General features: G+C 53.9%; 12 protein-coding genes. 2 read left to right on the top strand and 10 right to left on the bottom strand.

The window, feature by feature from the left end; genetic code table 11:
• Window positions 1–222: 222 nt before the first annotated feature.
• Window positions 223–933 (bottom strand): DNA alkylation repair protein, encoded by a 711-nt coding sequence (locus NST84_RS07440; RefSeq protein ID WP_342564971.1) that lies wholly within the window; start codon window positions 931–933, stop codon window positions 223–225.
• Window positions 934–1,183: 250 nt separating this feature from the next.
• Window positions 1,184–2,092: an ArsR family transcriptional regulator gene (locus tag NST84_RS07435; protein WP_342564970.1), complete on the bottom strand. Its 909-nt coding sequence runs from the start codon at window positions 2,090–2,092 to the stop codon at window positions 1,184–1,186.
• A 171-nt stretch (window positions 2,093–2,263) separates the two neighbouring features.
• Here NST84_RS07435 and NST84_RS07430 point away from each other — a divergent pair, with 171 nt between their 5' ends.
• Entirely contained in the window at window positions 2,264–3,760 is a 1,497-nt protein-coding gene (locus NST84_RS07430) for a glycoside hydrolase family 43 protein (RefSeq protein WP_342564969.1), read from the top strand.
• A gap of 508 nt (window positions 3,761–4,268) precedes the next feature.
• On the opposite strand, the gene NST84_RS07425 is transcribed toward NST84_RS07430, so the two are convergent.
• The 7 genes from NST84_RS07425 to NST84_RS07395 all read right to left on the bottom strand — a co-directional run bounded on the left by NST84_RS07425 (window position 4,269) and on the right by NST84_RS07395 (window position 15,704).
• Complete coding sequence (locus NST84_RS07425) at window positions 4,269–6,497, bottom strand: helix-turn-helix domain-containing protein (protein WP_342564968.1); 2,229 nt, start codon at window positions 6,495–6,497, stop codon at window positions 4,269–4,271.
• 108 nt (window positions 6,498–6,605) lie between these two features.
• The gene (locus NST84_RS07420) at window positions 6,606–8,243 is read right to left on the bottom strand and encodes an extracellular solute-binding protein (protein WP_342564967.1); all 1,638 of its coding nucleotides are present in this window, start codon (window positions 8,241–8,243) and stop codon (window positions 6,606–6,608) included.
• A gap of 71 nt (window positions 8,244–8,314) precedes the next feature.
• Entirely contained in the window at window positions 8,315–9,205 is an 891-nt protein-coding gene (locus tag NST84_RS07415; RefSeq protein WP_342564966.1) for a carbohydrate ABC transporter permease, read from the bottom strand.
• The gene (locus tag NST84_RS07410) at window positions 9,199–10,158 is read right to left on the bottom strand and encodes an ABC transporter permease subunit (RefSeq protein ID WP_342564965.1); all 960 of its coding nucleotides are present in this window, start codon (window positions 10,156–10,158) and stop codon (window positions 9,199–9,201) included. The genes NST84_RS07415 and NST84_RS07410 overlap by 7 nt, the downstream gene beginning before the upstream one ends.
• Window positions 10,159–10,461: 303 nt before the next feature.
• On the bottom strand, window positions 10,462–12,036 hold the full coding sequence (locus NST84_RS07405; RefSeq protein WP_342564964.1) for a glycoside hydrolase family 28 protein: 1,575 nt from the start codon (window positions 12,034–12,036) through the stop codon (window positions 10,462–10,464).
• Entirely contained in the window at window positions 12,017–14,614 is a 2,598-nt protein-coding gene (locus NST84_RS07400) for a hypothetical protein (RefSeq protein WP_342564963.1), read from the bottom strand. The genes NST84_RS07405 and NST84_RS07400 overlap by 20 nt, the downstream gene beginning before the upstream one ends.
• 31 nt (window positions 14,615–14,645) lie before the next feature.
• The gene (locus tag NST84_RS07395; RefSeq protein WP_342564962.1) at window positions 14,646–15,704 is read right to left on the bottom strand and encodes a glycoside hydrolase family 88 protein; all 1,059 of its coding nucleotides are present in this window, start codon (window positions 15,702–15,704) and stop codon (window positions 14,646–14,648) included.
• Window positions 15,705–15,853: 149 nt separating this feature from the next.
• On the opposite strand from NST84_RS07395, the gene NST84_RS07390 reads away from it, so the two are divergent.
• A complete protein-coding gene (locus NST84_RS07390; protein ID WP_342564961.1) occupies window positions 15,854–16,723 on the top strand; it encodes an AraC family transcriptional regulator in 870 nt (289 codons plus the stop codon).
• Window positions 16,724–16,813: 90 nt separating this feature from the next.
• On the opposite strand, the gene NST84_RS07385 is transcribed toward NST84_RS07390, so the two are convergent.
• A complete protein-coding gene (locus NST84_RS07385; RefSeq protein WP_342564960.1) occupies window positions 16,814–17,896 on the bottom strand; it encodes an HD domain-containing phosphohydrolase in 1,083 nt (360 codons plus the stop codon).
• Window positions 17,897–17,904 lie beyond the last annotated feature (8 nt).

Below are 17,904 nucleotides of genomic sequence, written 5' to 3'. Positions count from 1 at the left end.
CAGATTAAATTCAGCTATGCTTTTGTTAATCTTTTACCGAAAAAAAGGAAATGTTTACAATAAGACAACGATTAACGTTAAAGACAACGGTTAACATGAAGTAAATATTTTCATCACAAAAATATCACAGAGGGCTTTTCTTGGCAATACATAAAAAAAGACAAGCCGGCGGCTTGTCCCTTTAAGCTATTTTCCTTTAACCATAAATCTGTCTGCGGATCCTCAGCATCTCACATGCCGGCGCTTAAACCCGATCTTCTGCCCTTTTTCCATCGCCTTCTCAATATTCGCATAGGCATGAATGTGTTTGCTCTTCCCCTTGCTGTCCCCGACTTCTACCGGTCCTACCGCCTTGGCTGTTGTAACAGCCCGCTCATGAAGCGGCACATAAGAGATGCTCACTGTATAGAGGAAGTTATTCATGGAATATTTGGTCCGTTCGGGCGCATCGTGAATGGTATCTTTCACCAGCTCCAGCATGCCGGCCAGCTTGTCTGCATCAAATTCTGCGTCCTTCCGGCTGCCGAGCAGCCAGCAGTAACAGCTCCAGCCCGCCGACATTCGAAGGTCCTCGCCGCTGGCAATCCATTTATCGGCCACCTGCTGGGCAATATCCGCCTCTGCCAGCGTCACCGCCACCACAAAATCGGACAGCATATAAAAGTAGGCCCCATCCATCCACCGGTCATAATCGGCTTCGGTCATCCCGTTGGGATCGGCAATAATTCCGGCAAAATACATCGCGTCATAGTTACCTGTTGCGTACAGCTGCTCAGCCAGCTCCTGATTAATTTTAGTCTGTTTAAAAATCGGCTTCATCGCCCCGGTCGCCACGCCGAACAGCGGCTCCTGTGCACCGTTTGAGCAGTACATTTTCTTCGTGCGTTCCTTGCCGAGGGCTTCGAGCTCCTGCATTACCGTTTCTGCATTCATCCATAACACGTCCTTAGCATCAGATAGTGAAAGTGTACTTCACAGCTGTCCTTGCCGCAAGTGAGTGAGGGTTAGCGGAGCGGCAGGTTGGCTGCTGGCTGTTGACGGGTGATTTCTCACGGGTGGGCTCCACGATTAGTTGGATTTTCGCTACCTAATTATCTTTTCCCGGTAAATTGTCCGGAAATAGCTGGCGATTTTCCACTTCGTTCATCCTTCTATTCGTTCCACAAAGAACCATCCAGCACTCTCAGCCCTCCAGCTGCACACGGATCACAATATCCTGGTCGTGATTGCCGAACCCGGCTCCGTACAGCGTCAGCCCGCCCACATGGGCGGCTTGCTCGTCGACCGCAAAACGCAGCGTCCAGAACGGTTCCTCCAGCCGGACGTCTTCGAGGGTTACCTCCGACATCCGCTCCCCGTCGATCCAGGTGCCTGTGGCGTCGATGCGGATGGTCTTCAGCAGCCCGTACTGGTTCACATTGCGGTGCCACCATGACGGGGTGTATTTGCCGCGCGCGGCCCTGCCGAAGTCAGCCGGGCTGGTCCAGGTGCCAAGCTGGACGCCGTTGAAGGTGAAGCCGATATCAGACGGCCAGTCATCCTTCAGACCCGGCGCCTCCGAGGCCAGCTCCATCGAAATTTCAAGTGTTTCGACATGCTGGCCGGGGAGCAGATAATTTGGCGTTTTATACTCCACGTACCCTTTGCCGAACCAGAGGATCGACGCATTCACCCGTTCGGGGTCATAAAAGTAGCGCGGATCATCCCACACTCCGATTTCCATCTCACGGGTACCCAGCCCGCAGGTAGGGTGAACCTCAAAGGAGGTATAATGGCCGACAGATATACTCTGCTCCCTCACCCTCGCATTGCGGTGTGCCGACGGCAGCTCGATTTCAATATGTTTTTCCTTGAGAAAACACAGCTTGTGCGTCCCCCCGTTCAGCCGTACTCTGCGGCTCCCCAGCAGTCCGGCCTGCTCCAGCTTGCGGATATGCATGGTAACAATGGAAGGGCTGAGCTCCAGCCTGGAGGCAATCTCCTTCATATTCATCTCCTGACCGGCAAGCAGGCTCATGATCCGCCATCTCACCTCGCTTGCCAGTGCTTCATACAGCGGCAGATACTGCTTGTCCCCGTTTGCCCTGATCATCGGTGCTATTCATCCCCTGCAATTGAATTCATATTTATATTAATTTAATCGATTTAACAATTCTGATCAACCCCAATCCATTGCAAGATTAACAGTGATATTGTTTAATTTCATTAGTTAGCACTGATATTAGATTCATATATTTAAGAATTCATAAACGAGGTGGATATTATGATATACAACAATCCGGTCATCAAAGGCTTTTATCCAGATCCCAGCGTCTGCCGGGCAGGAGATACATATTATCTTGTCTGCAGCTCCTTTCAATTTTTCCCGGGCGTACCGCTGTTTGAGAGCAAGGATCTGATCAACTGGACGCAAATCGGCCACTGCCTGACCCGGAAGAGCCAGGTACAGCTTGGCGAAGTGGGCAGCTCCGGCGGGGTATTTGCCCCGACGATCCGCCACAACAACGGACGGTTCTATATGACAACAACCAACGATACGCTGCGCCAGAACTTCTATGTATGGACCGACGATATTTACGGGGAGTGGTCGGAGCCTATCTTTGTTGATCAGGGGGGAATCGATCCGGATCTGTATTTTGAAGACGACAGAGCCTACTTTATGAGTAACGGCCAGGACGACAATGGTGTTGGCGGTGTTGTCCAATGCGAGATTGACATCGCTACCGGACAGAAGCTTTCTCCAAGCCGGACGATCTGGCAGGGCACCGGCGGACGTTATCTGGAAAGTCCCCATATGTACCTTATCAACGGACGTTACTATCTGATGGCAGCTGAAGGCGGTACCGAGTATGGCCACATGGTCATTTATGCCCGGAGTGAGCAGCTGGCCGGCCCGCTCGAGTCCTATGTACACAATCCGGTACTGACCAACCGCAATCTCGGCGGCTATGAGCTGCAGGGCGTTGGACACGGCGACCTTATCCAGGACCCTGAGGGCAACTGGTGGATGCTGCATCTGGGCTTCCGCCAGACCGGCCGCTGGCTGACCTTCCATCACCTGGGACGCGAGGTGTTCCTTACTCCGGTTACTTTTGATGAAGACGGCTGGTTCACCGCAGGACATAACGGTACCACACTGAGCAGCTTTGAGACCGACCGTTTTCCGGAAAGCACAGTCCAGGAAGATAAGAAGCGCTACACCTTCGGCAACACGGACTGGAGCCTCGACTGGTGTTACCTGCGTCATCCGGCGGCGGAGAATTACGTTCTAGGACCTGACAAAGCAACCTTAACAGGCACCGGGGTCACCCTTGATGTCCCAGCTTCCCCGAGCTTTATCGGCATCCGGCAGAGAGATTTCGATGCCGTTATTTCCTGCAAAGTGAAGCTTACGGGAAGCGGTGAGGCCGGCCTCACCCTGTACATGGATGAGCTGCATCACTATGATCTGGCTATTGTAAAAGACCAGAATGGTTACCGGGTGATTGAGCGGCTGAACATTGGGGATGTCAAATCGGTCGAGCATACTGTTGCCTTGAACGACCAGCAGGAAGCGACGCTGATTATCAAATCCGCGCCAGAACGCTACAGCTTCTTCCTCCAGCAGGCGGACGGCGTTGAGCTGCCGCTCGGAACAGCGCATACCAGATACCTCTCCTCCGAGGTCGCCGGCGGCTTTACCGGCGTGCTGATCGGACTGTATGCCACCGGCGAAGGTTCAGCAGCTGAGTTTACAGACTTCGTGTGCGAATATAAATAAAGTGATGCAAGGGTTGGCATACAAAAGAGGCCCCGCCCGCAGCTTCAAGCTGACGGGCCGGGCTTCTTTTATATAACCGGAATACCTGGAAATCGCGGCACGCTCGCTGAGCTTGAGCTTCCCCAACGTCCGCGAAATAGTTCAAATGTAGCCACTAACGGACAGAGATGACCTTATCTCCTCCATATGCCCGCTTTGCAAATTTTAACGGACTCCAGTGCTCTTATTTGCCAAATTCAACCCCATAAATGCCCGCACAGCCAGCAATAAGCGCACCTCGGTCCGTTAGGCCGCCAAAATCGTGTTTTCGGAGAAAATAAGGGCTGTGCGGTCCGCTAGACTAATGGAAGGATCGACGTTTCTGCGAACGCTTCACATTTTTCAATGTAAATGTCAGCGTCTGCAACAGAGCCCTAATTTTTTAACAGGTATGACCGCGACTGAGCGGGGAAGCATTTGAAGGGACATTAGCCATCACAAACACGTCAATGATCTCCCGCAGCGGCCGCTACCCCTTCCTTTCTCCCCCGGAAACTGCCGCTCCTGCCTGCAACTCACGATACTGCCCCGGCGAGATACCGGTGATTTTTTTGAACACGCGGATGAAGGAGGTCGCATTGGCATAGCCGAGCAGATGGGAAATATCCTGCACCGTGGAGTCCGTGTCACGCAGCAGCTGCTTGGCATGCTCAATCCGCAGCCCGATCAGGAAGTCGCTGAAGTTCTGGCCGATGCTCTCCTTGAACAGCTGGCTCAAGTATTTGGCGCTGATCTGAAACTTGTCGCTAAGCAGCGTAAGCGAAAGATCGGGGTCCAGAAAATGCGCAGCGACATAATCGCGGATCTCCTTCATCTGTGTGCTGTACCGCCGGCTCTGGGACAGTTCCGCTATCAAGACCGATAAACGGGTAATAATGTCAGCGAAATCCCGCTCCAGCTGGGCCAGCGTATCGGATTGCTCCACAGAAGCCAGCAGACCCGGCTTGGCCTCCTGCTGCCAGTCTCCGCTGATTTCGGGCAGCGTCCGTTCCAGCTCATATTCCAGATGAAAAATCAGATAATGCAGCAGCCGCTCTACATCCTCCTTGCGCAGACGGTTAACGCCCATCTCGCCGAACAGCCGGTTCAGATCGTCTCCCCAGCCGGACTCGGCCATCCGCAGCTGGCGGACCATCGAGCGGATCATTTCCAGATACACAAACCATTCGCCGTCCTTGTTCTCTTTCACCTCTACAGAGTCAATAACGCGGTTCACCCCAAGCGACACCTTGCGGCTGACAGCGGCGGAGGCCTCCTCGAACGACATTGCTATCTCCGGCTCATTGTCCACTGCCGTCCCGATTCCAAGGGTCACCGTAAACTCCAGGTGGCTCTCCACCCAGGCGCGGACCTGCTCCGCTATCTGCAGCATATTCTGCTCCAGCATCCCGCCTGTCTCATCCGCCAGCAGCAGGACCAGCTGGTTCCTGGTGATCCATTCCACGACGATCCGCTGACCGCTCTGTCCCGCTACCTCACCGGCCACACTGCTGGTAATAAATTTGAACAGGGACTGGTCATTCTGGCTGTATTTCAGACAGAAGTCCACATAATGATCCAGCTCGAGCAGCCCTATAATATAATGGCCTCCGGTCAGGCCGAAATGCTGCCGCTCCTGCTCCCAGGCCTCCCGGTCATCCTCGTATTCCCCCTTTAAAAGGGTCTGCAGAAACTGCTGTCTCCGGATTACCAGATGCTCCTGCTGCTGCTCCTGAAAAGCCATATTGTTCGTAATCAGCCGCTCAATCGCCTGGTCAATGAAGGCGAACTCGTTTGCGCCGCCCTTGGAATCAGATGTTTTAACTGCCTGTGAAAACCGCTCGATCCGGTGCAGAATCATTTCGATCGGCCTGTAATTCCTCCGGGTCACATAGAAGGTAGTACCTATGGCAAAAGCGATTGCCCCAAAGCCAAGCAGCACCCAGACCGTACTCCCGTGGAAAAGCACATCAAGCAGCTGGCCGCCGCGGATGCCGACCCGGTAGGTCCAGCCTGTATAATCCGATTCAATGTCTACACTCAGTCTGTTCTTCCCCGGAAGCGTCTCCTCCTCCCCGAAAAAAGCCCGGCCCGCCGCATCATACAGCTCCGCTTCTGTAATGGAATAGTCAACCGCCTGGCCGATATACGAGCGCAGCGATGAGGTTTTGACGTTGATGACCAGATAACCGAGGCTGCCGGAATTGCGGGGAATTTTGAAGCCGAGAGAGGTTACCTTCTCCTGTGCAGCTCCCCGGATGCCCGCACTCTCCTTCATGCGCGGCGAGGACCAGACTCCGGTATAGGCCTGGTCCAGCGCGGTACGGACATATGCCTGATCGGCAAACTGCTCCAGGGGGCGGATTGTACTCTGGTCAAGCACGGCCCCGTCCCTCGCCCGGTACAGATACACCGAATCAATAAGTCCGTAGCGGACCATCATGCTGCTCAGAATGTTCGAGGCATCAAAATCCAGCGCCCCGTCGGACGGGGCATCCAGAAACTGCTGCAGCGTACCGGCTGTATCAATCGCCTGCTGAGCCTCGAACGAAATGCCCTTGAGCGTCGTATCGGTCATGTTAACCACATATTTAGCCGTCAGCCGGTTGGCCTGAAGCGCGTTGTTCACATTGAACTGATTCATGATCGAGAAGAAAATGAAAGTCAGAATGCTGACGGTAACAAACAGAATAGGCAGGTAGGTTAATAGCATTCTCATAATGTAGTTGTTACTTACCTTCACTTTCTTCCCCATCCTTTATACGTGAAAATACCGGCAGGCAAACCCCATAGATTAATAGGGGCCTGCTGCTGCCGGAAACCGGTATTATTTTTTCATTTCGGCAAAAGCCGCCTTGCGTTCATCATGCACCTGCTGTCCCCCGATTTTGAGGAATTCCTTAACATAAGCGTCATAGGTGTCACTGAACTTTTCCGGCTTGGCCACGATTGATTTTACTATTGCTTCCGTTGCCTTGGCCTTGATGGTATCCCCGTATTTGATCTCCGACTCAATCGGCCGTTCAAACCGGACCAGCGTATAACCGTCCTTCAGCGCATTTAGAATCGTCTGCTTGGAGAGCTCTTTATAGTCCGGTGTCTGGAGCGCGGTCGCTTCAATATTTTTCTCCTCGGAGCCGAAATCCTTGCCGTTCGAGATAATGGCGATGTCGCTGTTATTATAGAAGGTCTTTTTCGCTTCATCCGTTGTAATGGCCACAGGGAAGCCGTTTTCAAGATTATAATGCTCGCCTTCGTTACCGTTCTGAAGCGTAAAGAGCACATCTGCCTGGGACATCCAGTCCAGATATTTGACGGCTTCGGCCGCATGCTTGCTTGTCTTCGGAATCAGAATATGCATGCCGATTGGATCATACAGCGATTTTGGCGTTTTGCCTTCCTCGTCCGTGAACGCATCCATAGCCACATACTCCGCACCGGGGACATTCTGCTTCAGCGTATCAAACACCTTGCCCGGCCCCATCAGGCTTGCATGTGCAGCCAGTGCGGTGAACGCACCGACATATCCGTTGGCGACATCGCTTTCGAACTGCTTGCCGTCTTTATCCAGCGCAAAGTCCGGGTTAATCAGGCCTTCCGCATTCATCTTGTTCAGAAACTGGACGCCGTCCTTGTAGCCGGGCTTGGAAATTTCCGGGATGTAGCTCGTTGAGGTGTACATGTACTCCTCTTCTTCAGACAGGTTTTTGACAAAAGAGTTGATCAGCACCATCGGGCTCGTATAAGTTGTCCCGTCAATGGCGCTAAAATCGTATGGAATCAGCTTGCTGCCCGCCTGTCCGGGATCCTGCTCTTTAAACGCTTTCATCGTTTCGTAAAATTGTCCGGTAGTCGCTGGAACCGGCAAGCCCAGCTTATCCAGCCAATCCTTGCGGATGTAGGAGGACTGGGTATACTGCAGCGGCCGTTTGGCCGGAATCGTATACTGCTTCCCGTCGAACACGCCGTAAGCCAGTACATCGTCGCCGAGGAACGTTTTCAGGTTAGGGCCGTATTCGTCGATCAGGGCACCGACCTCTGTTAAACCGCCGTCTTTGACATAGTTGTAGATCGTATTCATGTCATAGGTAAAGACGAGGTCCGGGGCATCACCGGTCGCCATCAGCACATTCAGCTTGTCGACCTCCTGATTGCGCGGAACCGGCACGAATTCCATCTTGATGTTGTTCGGATCGCCGAAGTTCTTCTGAATCCACTGTGTCCAGTAGTTGTCGGTAACCGGACCTGCACCGGCTGGCGCATTGCCGCGGTCGAACACTTCCACTCTCAGCGTAACGGGATCTTTAGGTTTAGTGCTGTCGGCTTCTCCCCCGGAAGCCGACGAAGAAGAGGCGGAGGATGCGCCTTCATTGGAATTCGTATTGCCGGAGCACCCTGACAGGATACCTGCCAGAACCAGGGCTGCCGCAGATGCCGTGAACCATTTCTTTTGCTTTGTTTTCACGTGTGTATACTCCCCTTTGTCTTGATATTGTGCAATATGTCTTTCAATTCCGCAAGCGCGGAATGATCAACCTACTCTTTGACTGCTCCGATCATCGTCCCGGAGACGAAGTACCGCTGCAGCCACGGATACACAATCAGAATCGGCACGGTCGCGAACATAATGCTCGCCGCCTTGATGCCTTCGGCCACAACCTCCGTCTGAATAGCACCTTCCTGCGCCGTCAAGTCCGTTACCATGCTGTTCATGACCACCTGATAGAGCTTCAGCTGAATCGGATACAGCTCCGAATTGGTAATATAGAAAAGCGCGTCCATGTACGTGTTCCATCTGGATACTGCATAGAACAAGCTGAGCGTCGCCAGCACCGGCAATGACAGCGGCAGCACAATCCGCAGCAGGGTACCGATATGCGAGCTGCCGTCCAGATAGGCGGATTCCTCTAGGCTTTTCGGTATGGAGGTAAAGAACGTACGCAGAATAATCAGATTAAAGGCACTGATCATCCCCGGAACAATGAGCGAAGTCAAGCTGTCCAGCATGCCAAGCTGCTTCACCAGCAGATACTCAGGGATCATCCCGCCGCTGAAAAACATCGTGAAGATAATCAGCATCGAGAAAAAGGATCTGCCCTTCAGATGCTCCTTGGTCAGCGGATAAGCCGCACAGATACTCATCACCATACTGAGCAGGGTATAGACCAGCGTCAGAAAGATGGTAATTCCCATCGACTTCAGCATCCGCACATCCTCGAACACCAGCTTGTAGGATTCCAGATTGAAGCCGACCGGAAAAATCGTCACTTTATCCGAAATAATCGCTTCCTTTGAGCTGAGGGAAACCGCAATGATATTCAGAAACGGCAGAATGCTCAGAAGCACGGTCAGCCCGATGAAAATCATGATGAGTACGTCCGACACCTTGGTCGTCCGCTGGATTTTATTGACTGCTGCTCTTACCATAGTCCCTGTTCCCCCATCCTCTTCGCGATCGCATTGGACCCGATGACGAAGATCAGTCCGACCAGCGCCTGGAACAGTCCCATCGCGGTTGCCAGCGAGAACTGCGCCGACTGCAGGCCCACCTTATACACAAAGGTACTGATAACCTCCGCATAATCCATGACGAGCGCATTACCCATCACAAACGGCCGCTCAAATCCGATCGTCATGATTTTGCCAAGCGCCATAATCAGCATAACTACAATGGTCGGGCGGATACCCGGAAGCGTGATATTCCACATTTTCCGCCATCTTCCGGCTCCGTCCACTTCTGCTGCTTCATACAGCTCCTTATTGATTCCTGTCAGTGCCGCCAGGTAGATGATCGTTCCCCAGCCTGCACTCTGCCAGACCCCGGTTCCCAGGTAGACGAGCAGCCAGTGATTTTTCTCCGTCAGAAAAGGTACGGATTCGAATCCAAGCGACGTAATCAGGTTATTTACCAGACCGCCATTGTTCGAGAAAATCTGATAAACCAGTCCCCCGATGATAATCCAGGAGATAAAGTGCGGCAGATAGAGGATCGTCTGCGATATTTTCTTGAACCAGACCGTGCTGAGCTCATGCAGCAGCAGGGCCAGTATAATCGGCGCCGGGAACGATACGATCAGATCCAACAAATTCAGCAGCAGCGTGTTGCGTACTACCGTATAAAACTGGCTCATGGCGAACAGCTCCCTGAAGTTCTCAAACCCGATCCATTCGCTGCCGCTCACTCCTCTAAAAATGCTGTAATCCTGAAAGGCGATTGCTGCGCCGTACATCGGCACGTACTTGAAAATAATGAAATAGGCGATCGGAAGAAACAGCAGCAGGTATAACTGATAATCCTTCCAAAAGCCCCTGGCCATCCGCTTCTGCTTAACGGGCCGCGGTATTGCCTGTGTTCTGCGCTCTGCAAAACTCCGGTCCATGTGTACATCCCTTCCCTTACAAGTAGGCTTGACAGATCTGTCTGCGCTCTTCCCGTAAGCCGTTTCCGGCCCCGGGTTGAATACCCACACTATACCCGGCAGCCGTAAAAGGGCACAATAGACTCATTTCTGCGGCATTATCCCATTTCCGAACCCTTATACGGCGGGCTTTTCACCTCAATTTCCTGACATGCAAAAAGAACGCTGCCCGGTTAGGGGCAGCGCTCTTTGGTAAGCAAAGCTATAGAACAGAATCCGGTTCATCATCTGGAAGAATGTCAGTTCCGGCAGGCTGCCTGCATTTTATTGAGGGCTTACTTGGAAGCCTGATAGGCTGCCAGGAATTCTATTATAAAATTGATAAGGCTCATCCAGCCTCGAAAGCACGGACACGTTGTTCATTGCCAACCCTTCAATATTGTAGGCTTTCAGCCCGTATTTCCCGATAGCTGACACATTCTCCAGTACGATATTCTGCAGCGGCTGCTCGGGGAGCCCGGCCATGAAAACAGCGTTGCCGGCATGTGTGTCGAGCACGATGTTGCGGAAAGTAATATTACGGATAATTCCGGTACCATCGGTTACTTCCTCAGCCCGGTCTAGATCATACTGCTTATGGCTGTAAAACTGGTCAATATTGATCGCTCCCCTGAACCACTGGCAATCCTCGTGCTCCAGACTGTAATTACGCAGCGTGCAGTCCTCATACACGATGTTCTCGATGACCGCTCCCCGGCCTCTCGGCGCTTTTACCGTTCCGATGCTGTACACATCCTCAAAGGTACAGTCGCTGACCGTGACATTTCGGACGCCGCCGGACATCTCGCTGCCGATGGCTACGCCGAACCCGCTTTTGAAGCGGCAGTTCGTAATCCGGATATTCTCTGATGGAATGCCGGCACGTCTGCCCTCTTCATCCCGGCCGGATTTGATGGCAATGCAGTCATCCTGGCTGGCAATCATGGAGTTGAATATATAAATATCGCTGGAGGAGTCCGGATTCAGCCCGTCGCCGTTAAAAACATCTGCATATCTGCGGCCATGCTCATCATTCTTCGTATATATGCTGACGTTGTTTGCCGTAACCTGATTACAGTAGATCAGATGCACACACCAGGCGGGTGACTGGCGGACGGTAATGTCCTTCAGGTACACATCATCCGTGCTCCGCAGGCAGACGGCCCTGCCGCGGAAGCCCTTCGCTTCGGCCATTTCGGCCTTGAACAAAGCTGCCCCGTTCGCATCAATTTTTCCGCCGCCGGCAATCGTGATATCCTTAAGCCGCCCGCCGCCGCTGCACTCCTGCGTATTCACCAGGCTGGCATAGCAGAGCTGTTCCCGGCCTTCCCAGCGGTAGGTCATCAGCGGATAATCCGCCGGCTCCGCACTGCCCAGCAGCACCCCGCCCTTCTCAATGAACAACGTCATGCTGCTTTTTAAAAAGATGGCCCCGCTTAAAAATACGCCTGCCGGCACATATACCATACCGCCGGCTGTACAGACATCAATGGCCGCCTGAATCGCGGCTGTATTAAGTACTTCACCGCCCTCTACCGCACCGAACACGGTAATATCGAACAGCTCCCCTTCCGGCTTCGTGGACACTATGATCACATTACTTGGCAGAGACACTTCTCCGGCTGCAGTTACGGCGCAGATATGCACTTTGTATTCCTGCGCAGGCGCAAGCCCTGTCACTGTATAGTCTGCTGCCGTGCATATGCCGTGAATGACATCATTCACATACACCCGGTAACAAGCGACATCCCCGGATACCTCCGGTTTATCCCAGACCACCGCGATACTTCCGGACGTCCGGGCTGCCGGGGGCGATACCAGATTAAGCGGCGTAAGCAGGCTAGTGTGAGTTGTGTGCATCGCTGTTTCCTCCCTTATCCTTCATTAGCTCCTGTAGCCTGGCTGTCTCCATATAGTTGAGACTCCACTGCGAAATCCCGTTGGTGTTGGCATACGGGATCTCACGGACCGGGCGGATATATTCCGCTTCCGCCACCTTCACATACACCGGGTTCCCAGCCGGATCAATCTGGCCGGGAGTGTTGGAGCTGTGATCCGCTGCAGCGTTCAGCATATCCAGCGCCTGCTGCATCCGCTCAGGCTTCCCGTAACGGTAACCCGTATAAGCCGGCATACGTATGCCAAACCGCAGGCCATCCCAGGCCTTGTCATTGCTCTCATTAAACAAGCCGCCGGATGTAACCTTCCGCTCCTCCGGTGTCATGGCGAAATAGTCTCCGAACTGGGCCAGCATATCCCGCAGCTCTTCATCCCCGGTCAGCTCCGCCAGCTCAAACCAGATTTCCGGCCCGCCGAAGCAGATGACCATATGATACTGGTAATTGCCTTCACTTAAATACCCCATCTCCCCGGTCTCCGGGTTATACCGGAAATGGGAACCGGAGGCCAGCCGGTTCGGCGCCTGTTTGATCGTCCTAAGGCCGGTCAGGATCTTGTCACGGTACTTCGTATCCTGGCATCTCTCCCACCGGGTCATCCAGTTGGAGACATACGAGGACCAGTCCGGACCGGTCCGCACCTGATAACAGCCGTCTGCATCCGCGCTCTGGTCAATCCGCGGGGCATAATCGGCATCTTTTACAAAATCCATAATATCGCCTATCCGCTCATCCCCCGTCAGATAATAGAAGAACCGGTGATGCCCGGCCATGGAAATCCGCGGCTCCTTCCATTTACAGCCCCAGTGGCGCACATTGTGGCGGCTGCCCAGCATTGCATATTCGCCGAGATGATACATATCCACCTCGCTTGTATGCCGCGTCATCGCCCGGGCGAACCGGAAGATGTCATAATCCCCGGTGCGCAGGAACAGCAGCCAGTTCACATAGGTGTTGCACAGCTCCGTATTCTGCCAGGCAAAGCCGCCGACATCATAACGCCAGTTGTGGCGCACAGGGTCATAGGTGTGCATCACATCCCCGTAGTCCCAGAAGCCGTACCATTTCCGCTGCTCTACCTCTTTGATGTAAAAATCCATAAAGCCCAGCAGCGCCCGCTCATGCGCAGCCGTCCGGTACTGCTCCTGCCCCGGCGGATGCCAGTAGGTGCCGAACACCCTGGTATCCGCGTATACTTCCGGGGCGGCAACCAGCAGCGCATCCCCCTGCACATCTGCGGCAAAATCCAGCACCGCCTGCTTGCCCGGCATCCGGTCAAACAGCTTGAGCGTAAGCTCGTTGGTGTTGGCAATTCCCTGCGGATGGTTATTCATATCCCCGTAGGAGAAGGCATGCGATTCCGTGTCATACGCCCGGAAATCATAGGCTTCGGCGTACCTGCTGTAGAGCCAGACGCTCAGGCAGGGGTTGTCTTCCCTGGCGCCGGTAATCTCCAGCGCCATCGGGCTTTTCTGCCAGAAGTCCTTGACCGCTGCCGCCATAATTCCGCTCTCGCTGCCGAAAAAGACGGCTCCGCTGGAACGGTTGCCCTGCGCCGCCGGAATGTAGGCGCAGCGGCGGACGGTGCTTTTGACAATGCTGTAGTGGTCGCAGGAGTCCTGCTGCAGCCGGAAGTTGCTCCAGGCCGCATTGTCGCGCACATTATCCAGCAGCGCCGGTTCAGTGTCCGGGTTAATGTGGACAAACTGGCCGTCCCGCTGCTGCCGCTCGTAGAGCGGATGAATGCTGCTGTTATAGGTATAAAGCGGCTGCACAGCTTCATAAAACATGCCCGTATCCCCGGTAAAGCCGGCATGGCGGTTCCACAGCTCCCCCGCAGCCTGCATCTGAAAATGCACGGCCAGCCCCTTCAGGTAATCGCGGTTCTCATCCGCATCAAACACAAAGCTGTGCACAATCCGGACTTCATCACTTTCCGCGTAAAAATAAAGCCTGATGCCGAACGGAAAACGACGCTCACTGCTGTTCATATAGCGGTGGCTGCCCTCCAGCTTGACGACAGCCCGCAAAGGGCCGGATTCCTCCAGTATTATAACGTTTGTATATCCGATCAGCTTATGGATGGAAACGGTCTCAAGACCTTCCTGCTCCTGGCGGTTCTCAATCAGCGCAGTTAATTGTGCAGATACGGGCTGCTGCCCGCTCTGCCTGCGGAGCAGGGATGAAATCAGCTGGCCGCCCGGGCGGATTGTGCAGGAAAGCAGCCCGCTATCAATCTGGACCGAGCCGTCTACCGCCCGGGATGCGGTAATGCGGTCTCCCGGGGCTGCCCCCTCCCCTTTTTGCATAACATAAGCTGCTTTGGTATCCAATACCCCGCTGTGCAGCAGCCACTTCACTGAGCCGTCCGGCCAGTAAGCGTTGATCTTCGTCTGAACGGGAACTCTGTTCCCGGTCTCGTCCTGTAATGACACCGGCTCTCCGGGCTGCAGCGCCCCCTGGCTCCACGGCGTACCGAAGCTTACAGGGGTACGCTCTGCCTGCTGTGCTGTCAGCCAGTTTAAACGCAGTATAGACATGCTCTTTTGCACCTCCAGATAATGTTGTTCCTTAACAGTGATGAACCAGCGCTTCACTAAAGAGCATCAGCGCGATTCCGGTATTATACGGTCTGGGTGCGTAAGGCACCTGCAAATAGCCCGCCTTATCCTGACAGTCTGTGCCGCCGGAAGCATGCAGCACCGTCCCGTCCTCCGCCAGATGACCGGCAAGAATATTCTCTGTCATCTGCTTGCCCCAGTCTCTGAAGCGTTCATCCAGCAGGCCGAGCCGGTAGCCCTTGAGTGCAGCATAGGCGAATAATGCGGAGGCGCTTGTCTCCAGATAAGCCTCTTCCACATCCAGCAGCGTCCGCAGCATGCCGTCTTCCATGCGGAGTTCGTACGCTTGCTCCATATGCCGCCTGAACAGTTCCCCGAACCGTGCAGTGTCATACGGCTGCCCCTGCAGCAGCTCCAGCAGCTCCACTACACTTACAGCAGCCCAGCCGTTGCCGCGTCCCCAATGCTCGCCAAGCTGAATGTCCTGCAGGCAATGGTAGCCGTGGGAGAACAGCCCGCTTTCCGGATCAAACTGGCAGCCCGCATGTATATCGAACTGCTCCAGCGCCCCGCGGATACTGGCATCGTCCCCCTCCGCAACGCCAAACCGCAGCATGAACAGCCCCGCCATAAACAAAGTGTCAATCCACAGCTGGTTCTTATAGTCCGCAAGTCCGCCTGCACCCGGGCCCCATACATGGGCGAAGCCGCCGTTCGATGTCCGCAGTGCCCCGTTCACACACCAGTCTGCTACCTCCCGGCAGCTTTGCAGATAACGCGTATTTCCCGTTTCCTTGTATACACTAAGCAGTGCACTCGCAGGCGCAACCCAGTTCACCGAGCCGTGCCGCAGCTTCTCTGCATTGTCCTCACACCATTTTTGCAAAAAAGCAATATACCGTTCCTGACCCGTCTCCTCATAGGCTTTGATAACCCCGTACAGCGCGACCCCCTGCACCCATTCCCACACATCCAGATTGTCATGCTCCTCCCGGCCGTGCAGCTTATTCCAAAGCTTATCCAGTCCCTGGGCAAGCTTCTCCTTCTGCCTGATCACATCAGTCCCCATATCGTCCTCCCGTATAGATTGCTTGAGATTCGTAACCAGACTAACACAATAAAAGCGGGATTACTCCGCAATAAAGCGCAATAATCCGCCTTATTCCATTTATTTTGCTATAATATAAAAATCATCCGCCATCACGAAAGGAGTCCTGCATGTCTGCCCCGTCCTATCCTGATATCCTGCGCTTCGGCAGCGACCTGGATCTCTTCAAGCTTGAATTCGACCGGCGCACCGGCCCTTATTCAATGAACAGCAACCACTACCACTTTCAATATGAGGTCTTCTACCTGTTCCAGGGTGAACGGAATTATTTCGTCAAAGACACCGCCTACCAGATCAGACCCGGCGACCTTGTAATGGTCGATTCCAATGCCCTGCACAAAACCTCTGAATCCGGCAAGCCGAATCATGAACGGATTGTCGTCTATTATTCACCCGGCTTTTTTGCTGCGCTGCAGCCCGATGAGCGGGAGCTGCTGCTCGCCCCGTTTACCCGGCACAGCCCGGTAATCCGGCTGAATCTTCAGGAGCAGCTGCAGGTTGAGCAGATGCTGATGTCCATGCTGGATGAAATGAAGGAGCAGGCTCCGGGTCATGCGCTCCAGCTGCAGAGTGTGACGGCCGAGCTGCTGATTTATATTGCCCGTACCGTCCAGAAGCGGGGAATCCAGCCGGATGATCCGGCCTCGCCCTCCCAGCGCAAGGTGACCGAGATCGTCCGGCATATCAATAGGCATTACGGGGAGCCGCTTCAGCTCGACGATATAGCCGCAGCCTTTTATATCAGCAAAAGTCATCTGAGCCGCAGCTTCAAAAAAGTCACCGGGTTTGGCTTTACGGAATACGTCAATCTGATCCGGGTGCGGGAAGCTGAACGGCTGCTGCGGGAGAACGGCTGGAGCGTTACCCTGATTGCAGAGCACTGCGGATTCGACAGCCTTACCCATTTCGGCAAGGTGTTCAAGAGCATATCCGGGATGCCGCCGCGTGATTACCGGAAGCTGCACAGCTCCGGCTCCTAGTGCCGCCGGAGTACCGGGTAAACGGAAAGAGAGCAGCTTCTCCTCAGAGTAGCTGCTCTCTTGTACCATATAGAATTGTAGCTCCCCGTCTTATCCGATAACATCCCTGATATGCACCAGGCTCGTTTTACTTAAATCAAGGAACTCATTATACGCCAGGGCAACGAGCGGCCGGGTAGGGTAATTCGCATTAGTCAGCACAATGGTGCCTGTTCTTCCGTCCGATAAATGAACGGCGCAGCCGACCTGGCTGGCCAGCAGCGAATCGAGAAAGGTCATGCCGATAAAAGAGTCAAAACGGTTATGTATGATACCTTCATGAATAATATTGATGACTTCAAAAAAAGAAACCGCAGGCCTGTGCGGCCGGTCGGAAATCATGGCCATGTAAATGTCAGCCAGGGTGACGATTTTACTCAGCCGGTCGATCTGGTCACCTTTGATCCCGTGGGGGTAGCCGCTGCCGTCTTCCCTCTCGTGATGCTGCAGGGCAACCAGGGCAATACGGGGATCAACAGCCGAATTGGACAGCAGCTCATGTCCGAGCACCGTATGCTGCTTCATGATCTCGAACTCATGCTGCTCCAGTCTGCCCGGTTTAGCGGTCAGTGAGGATGGCAGCCTGACCAAACCAATGTCATAGACACAGGCGGCGGTTGCCAGCAGCTCCATTTCTTCATCATCCAGTCCAAGCCGCCGGCCAAGTGAAGTAGCGATGACCGCAACACCTATGCTCTGCTTATAGCGGTAATCCTCCTGCTCCTTAAGCTCCGAGAACACCTGAAACAGATTAAACCGCTTCGCAGTATCTTTAATGAAAGGAAGAATCTTCTCCTCAACATCATCAATCGGCACGATGCCGTTAGCCCGCACAAGCCGGTCGATTTCCTGCAGATGCTTTTCCGTGTGCTTGGCCTGTCTGCGTGATTCAATGCTTGAAGGGCGGAGCCTTTCAGGTTCCGGGGGATCCCCGGCTTCAGGCTGCTGCTGCTCACCGCCGGTATCTTCGACCGCCTCCTCCACAACCCTGAGCTTGATTCTGAAATTGGCCAGCTTATCGATATGGTTCTGAAGCAGCACCGTATCCTTCGCGATTAAAAGGATGCCTGCAGTGCTGTAAATATTGCTGGTTAGCTTTTTTCCGATAAAAATATCATATGCCTCAAGCGACATGTATGGAC

This window comes from Paenibacillus sp. FSL R7-0345 (assembly GCF_038595055.1).
Taxonomy (GTDB): Bacteria; Bacillota; Bacilli; order Paenibacillales; family Paenibacillaceae; genus Paenibacillus_AQ.
The sequence above is the reverse complement of the archived record's forward strand: the minus strand, read 5'-3'. Positions and strand labels throughout refer to the sequence as shown.

What these genes read in the sequence shown, in the direction of transcription:
- NST84_RS07385 (WP_342564960.1), bottom strand. Translation starts at nt 17,896, where the DNA reads ATGTCGCTTGAGGCATATGATATTTTTATCGGAAAAAAGCTAACCAGC.
- NST84_RS07405 (WP_342564964.1), bottom strand. Translation starts at nt 12,036, where the DNA reads ATGCACACAACTCACACTAGCCTGCTTACGCCGCTTAATCTGGTATCG.
- NST84_RS07400 (WP_342564963.1), bottom strand. Translation starts at nt 14,614, where the DNA reads ATGTCTATACTGCGTTTAAACTGGCTGACAGCACAGCAGGCAGAGCGT.
- NST84_RS07390 (WP_342564961.1), top strand. Translation starts at nt 15,854, where the DNA reads ATGTCTGCCCCGTCCTATCCTGATATCCTGCGCTTCGGCAGCGACCTG.
- NST84_RS07435 (WP_342564970.1), bottom strand. Translation starts at nt 2,092, where the DNA reads ATGATCAGGGCAAACGGGGACAAGCAGTATCTGCCGCTGTATGAAGCA.
- NST84_RS07425 (WP_342564968.1), bottom strand. Translation starts at nt 6,497, where the DNA reads ATGAGAATGCTATTAACCTACCTGCCTATTCTGTTTGTTACCGTCAGC.
- NST84_RS07395 (WP_342564962.1), bottom strand. Translation starts at nt 15,704, where the DNA reads ATGGGGACTGATGTGATCAGGCAGAAGGAGAAGCTTGCCCAGGGACTG.
- NST84_RS07430 (WP_342564969.1), top strand. Translation starts at nt 2,264, where the DNA reads ATGATATACAACAATCCGGTCATCAAAGGCTTTTATCCAGATCCCAGC.
- NST84_RS07415 (WP_342564966.1), bottom strand. Translation starts at nt 9,205, where the DNA reads ATGGTAAGAGCAGCAGTCAATAAAATCCAGCGGACGACCAAGGTGTCG.
- NST84_RS07410 (WP_342564965.1), bottom strand. Translation starts at nt 10,158, where the DNA reads ATGGACCGGAGTTTTGCAGAGCGCAGAACACAGGCAATACCGCGGCCC.
- NST84_RS07440 (WP_342564971.1), bottom strand. Translation starts at nt 933, where the DNA reads ATGAATGCAGAAACGGTAATGCAGGAGCTCGAAGCCCTCGGCAAGGAA.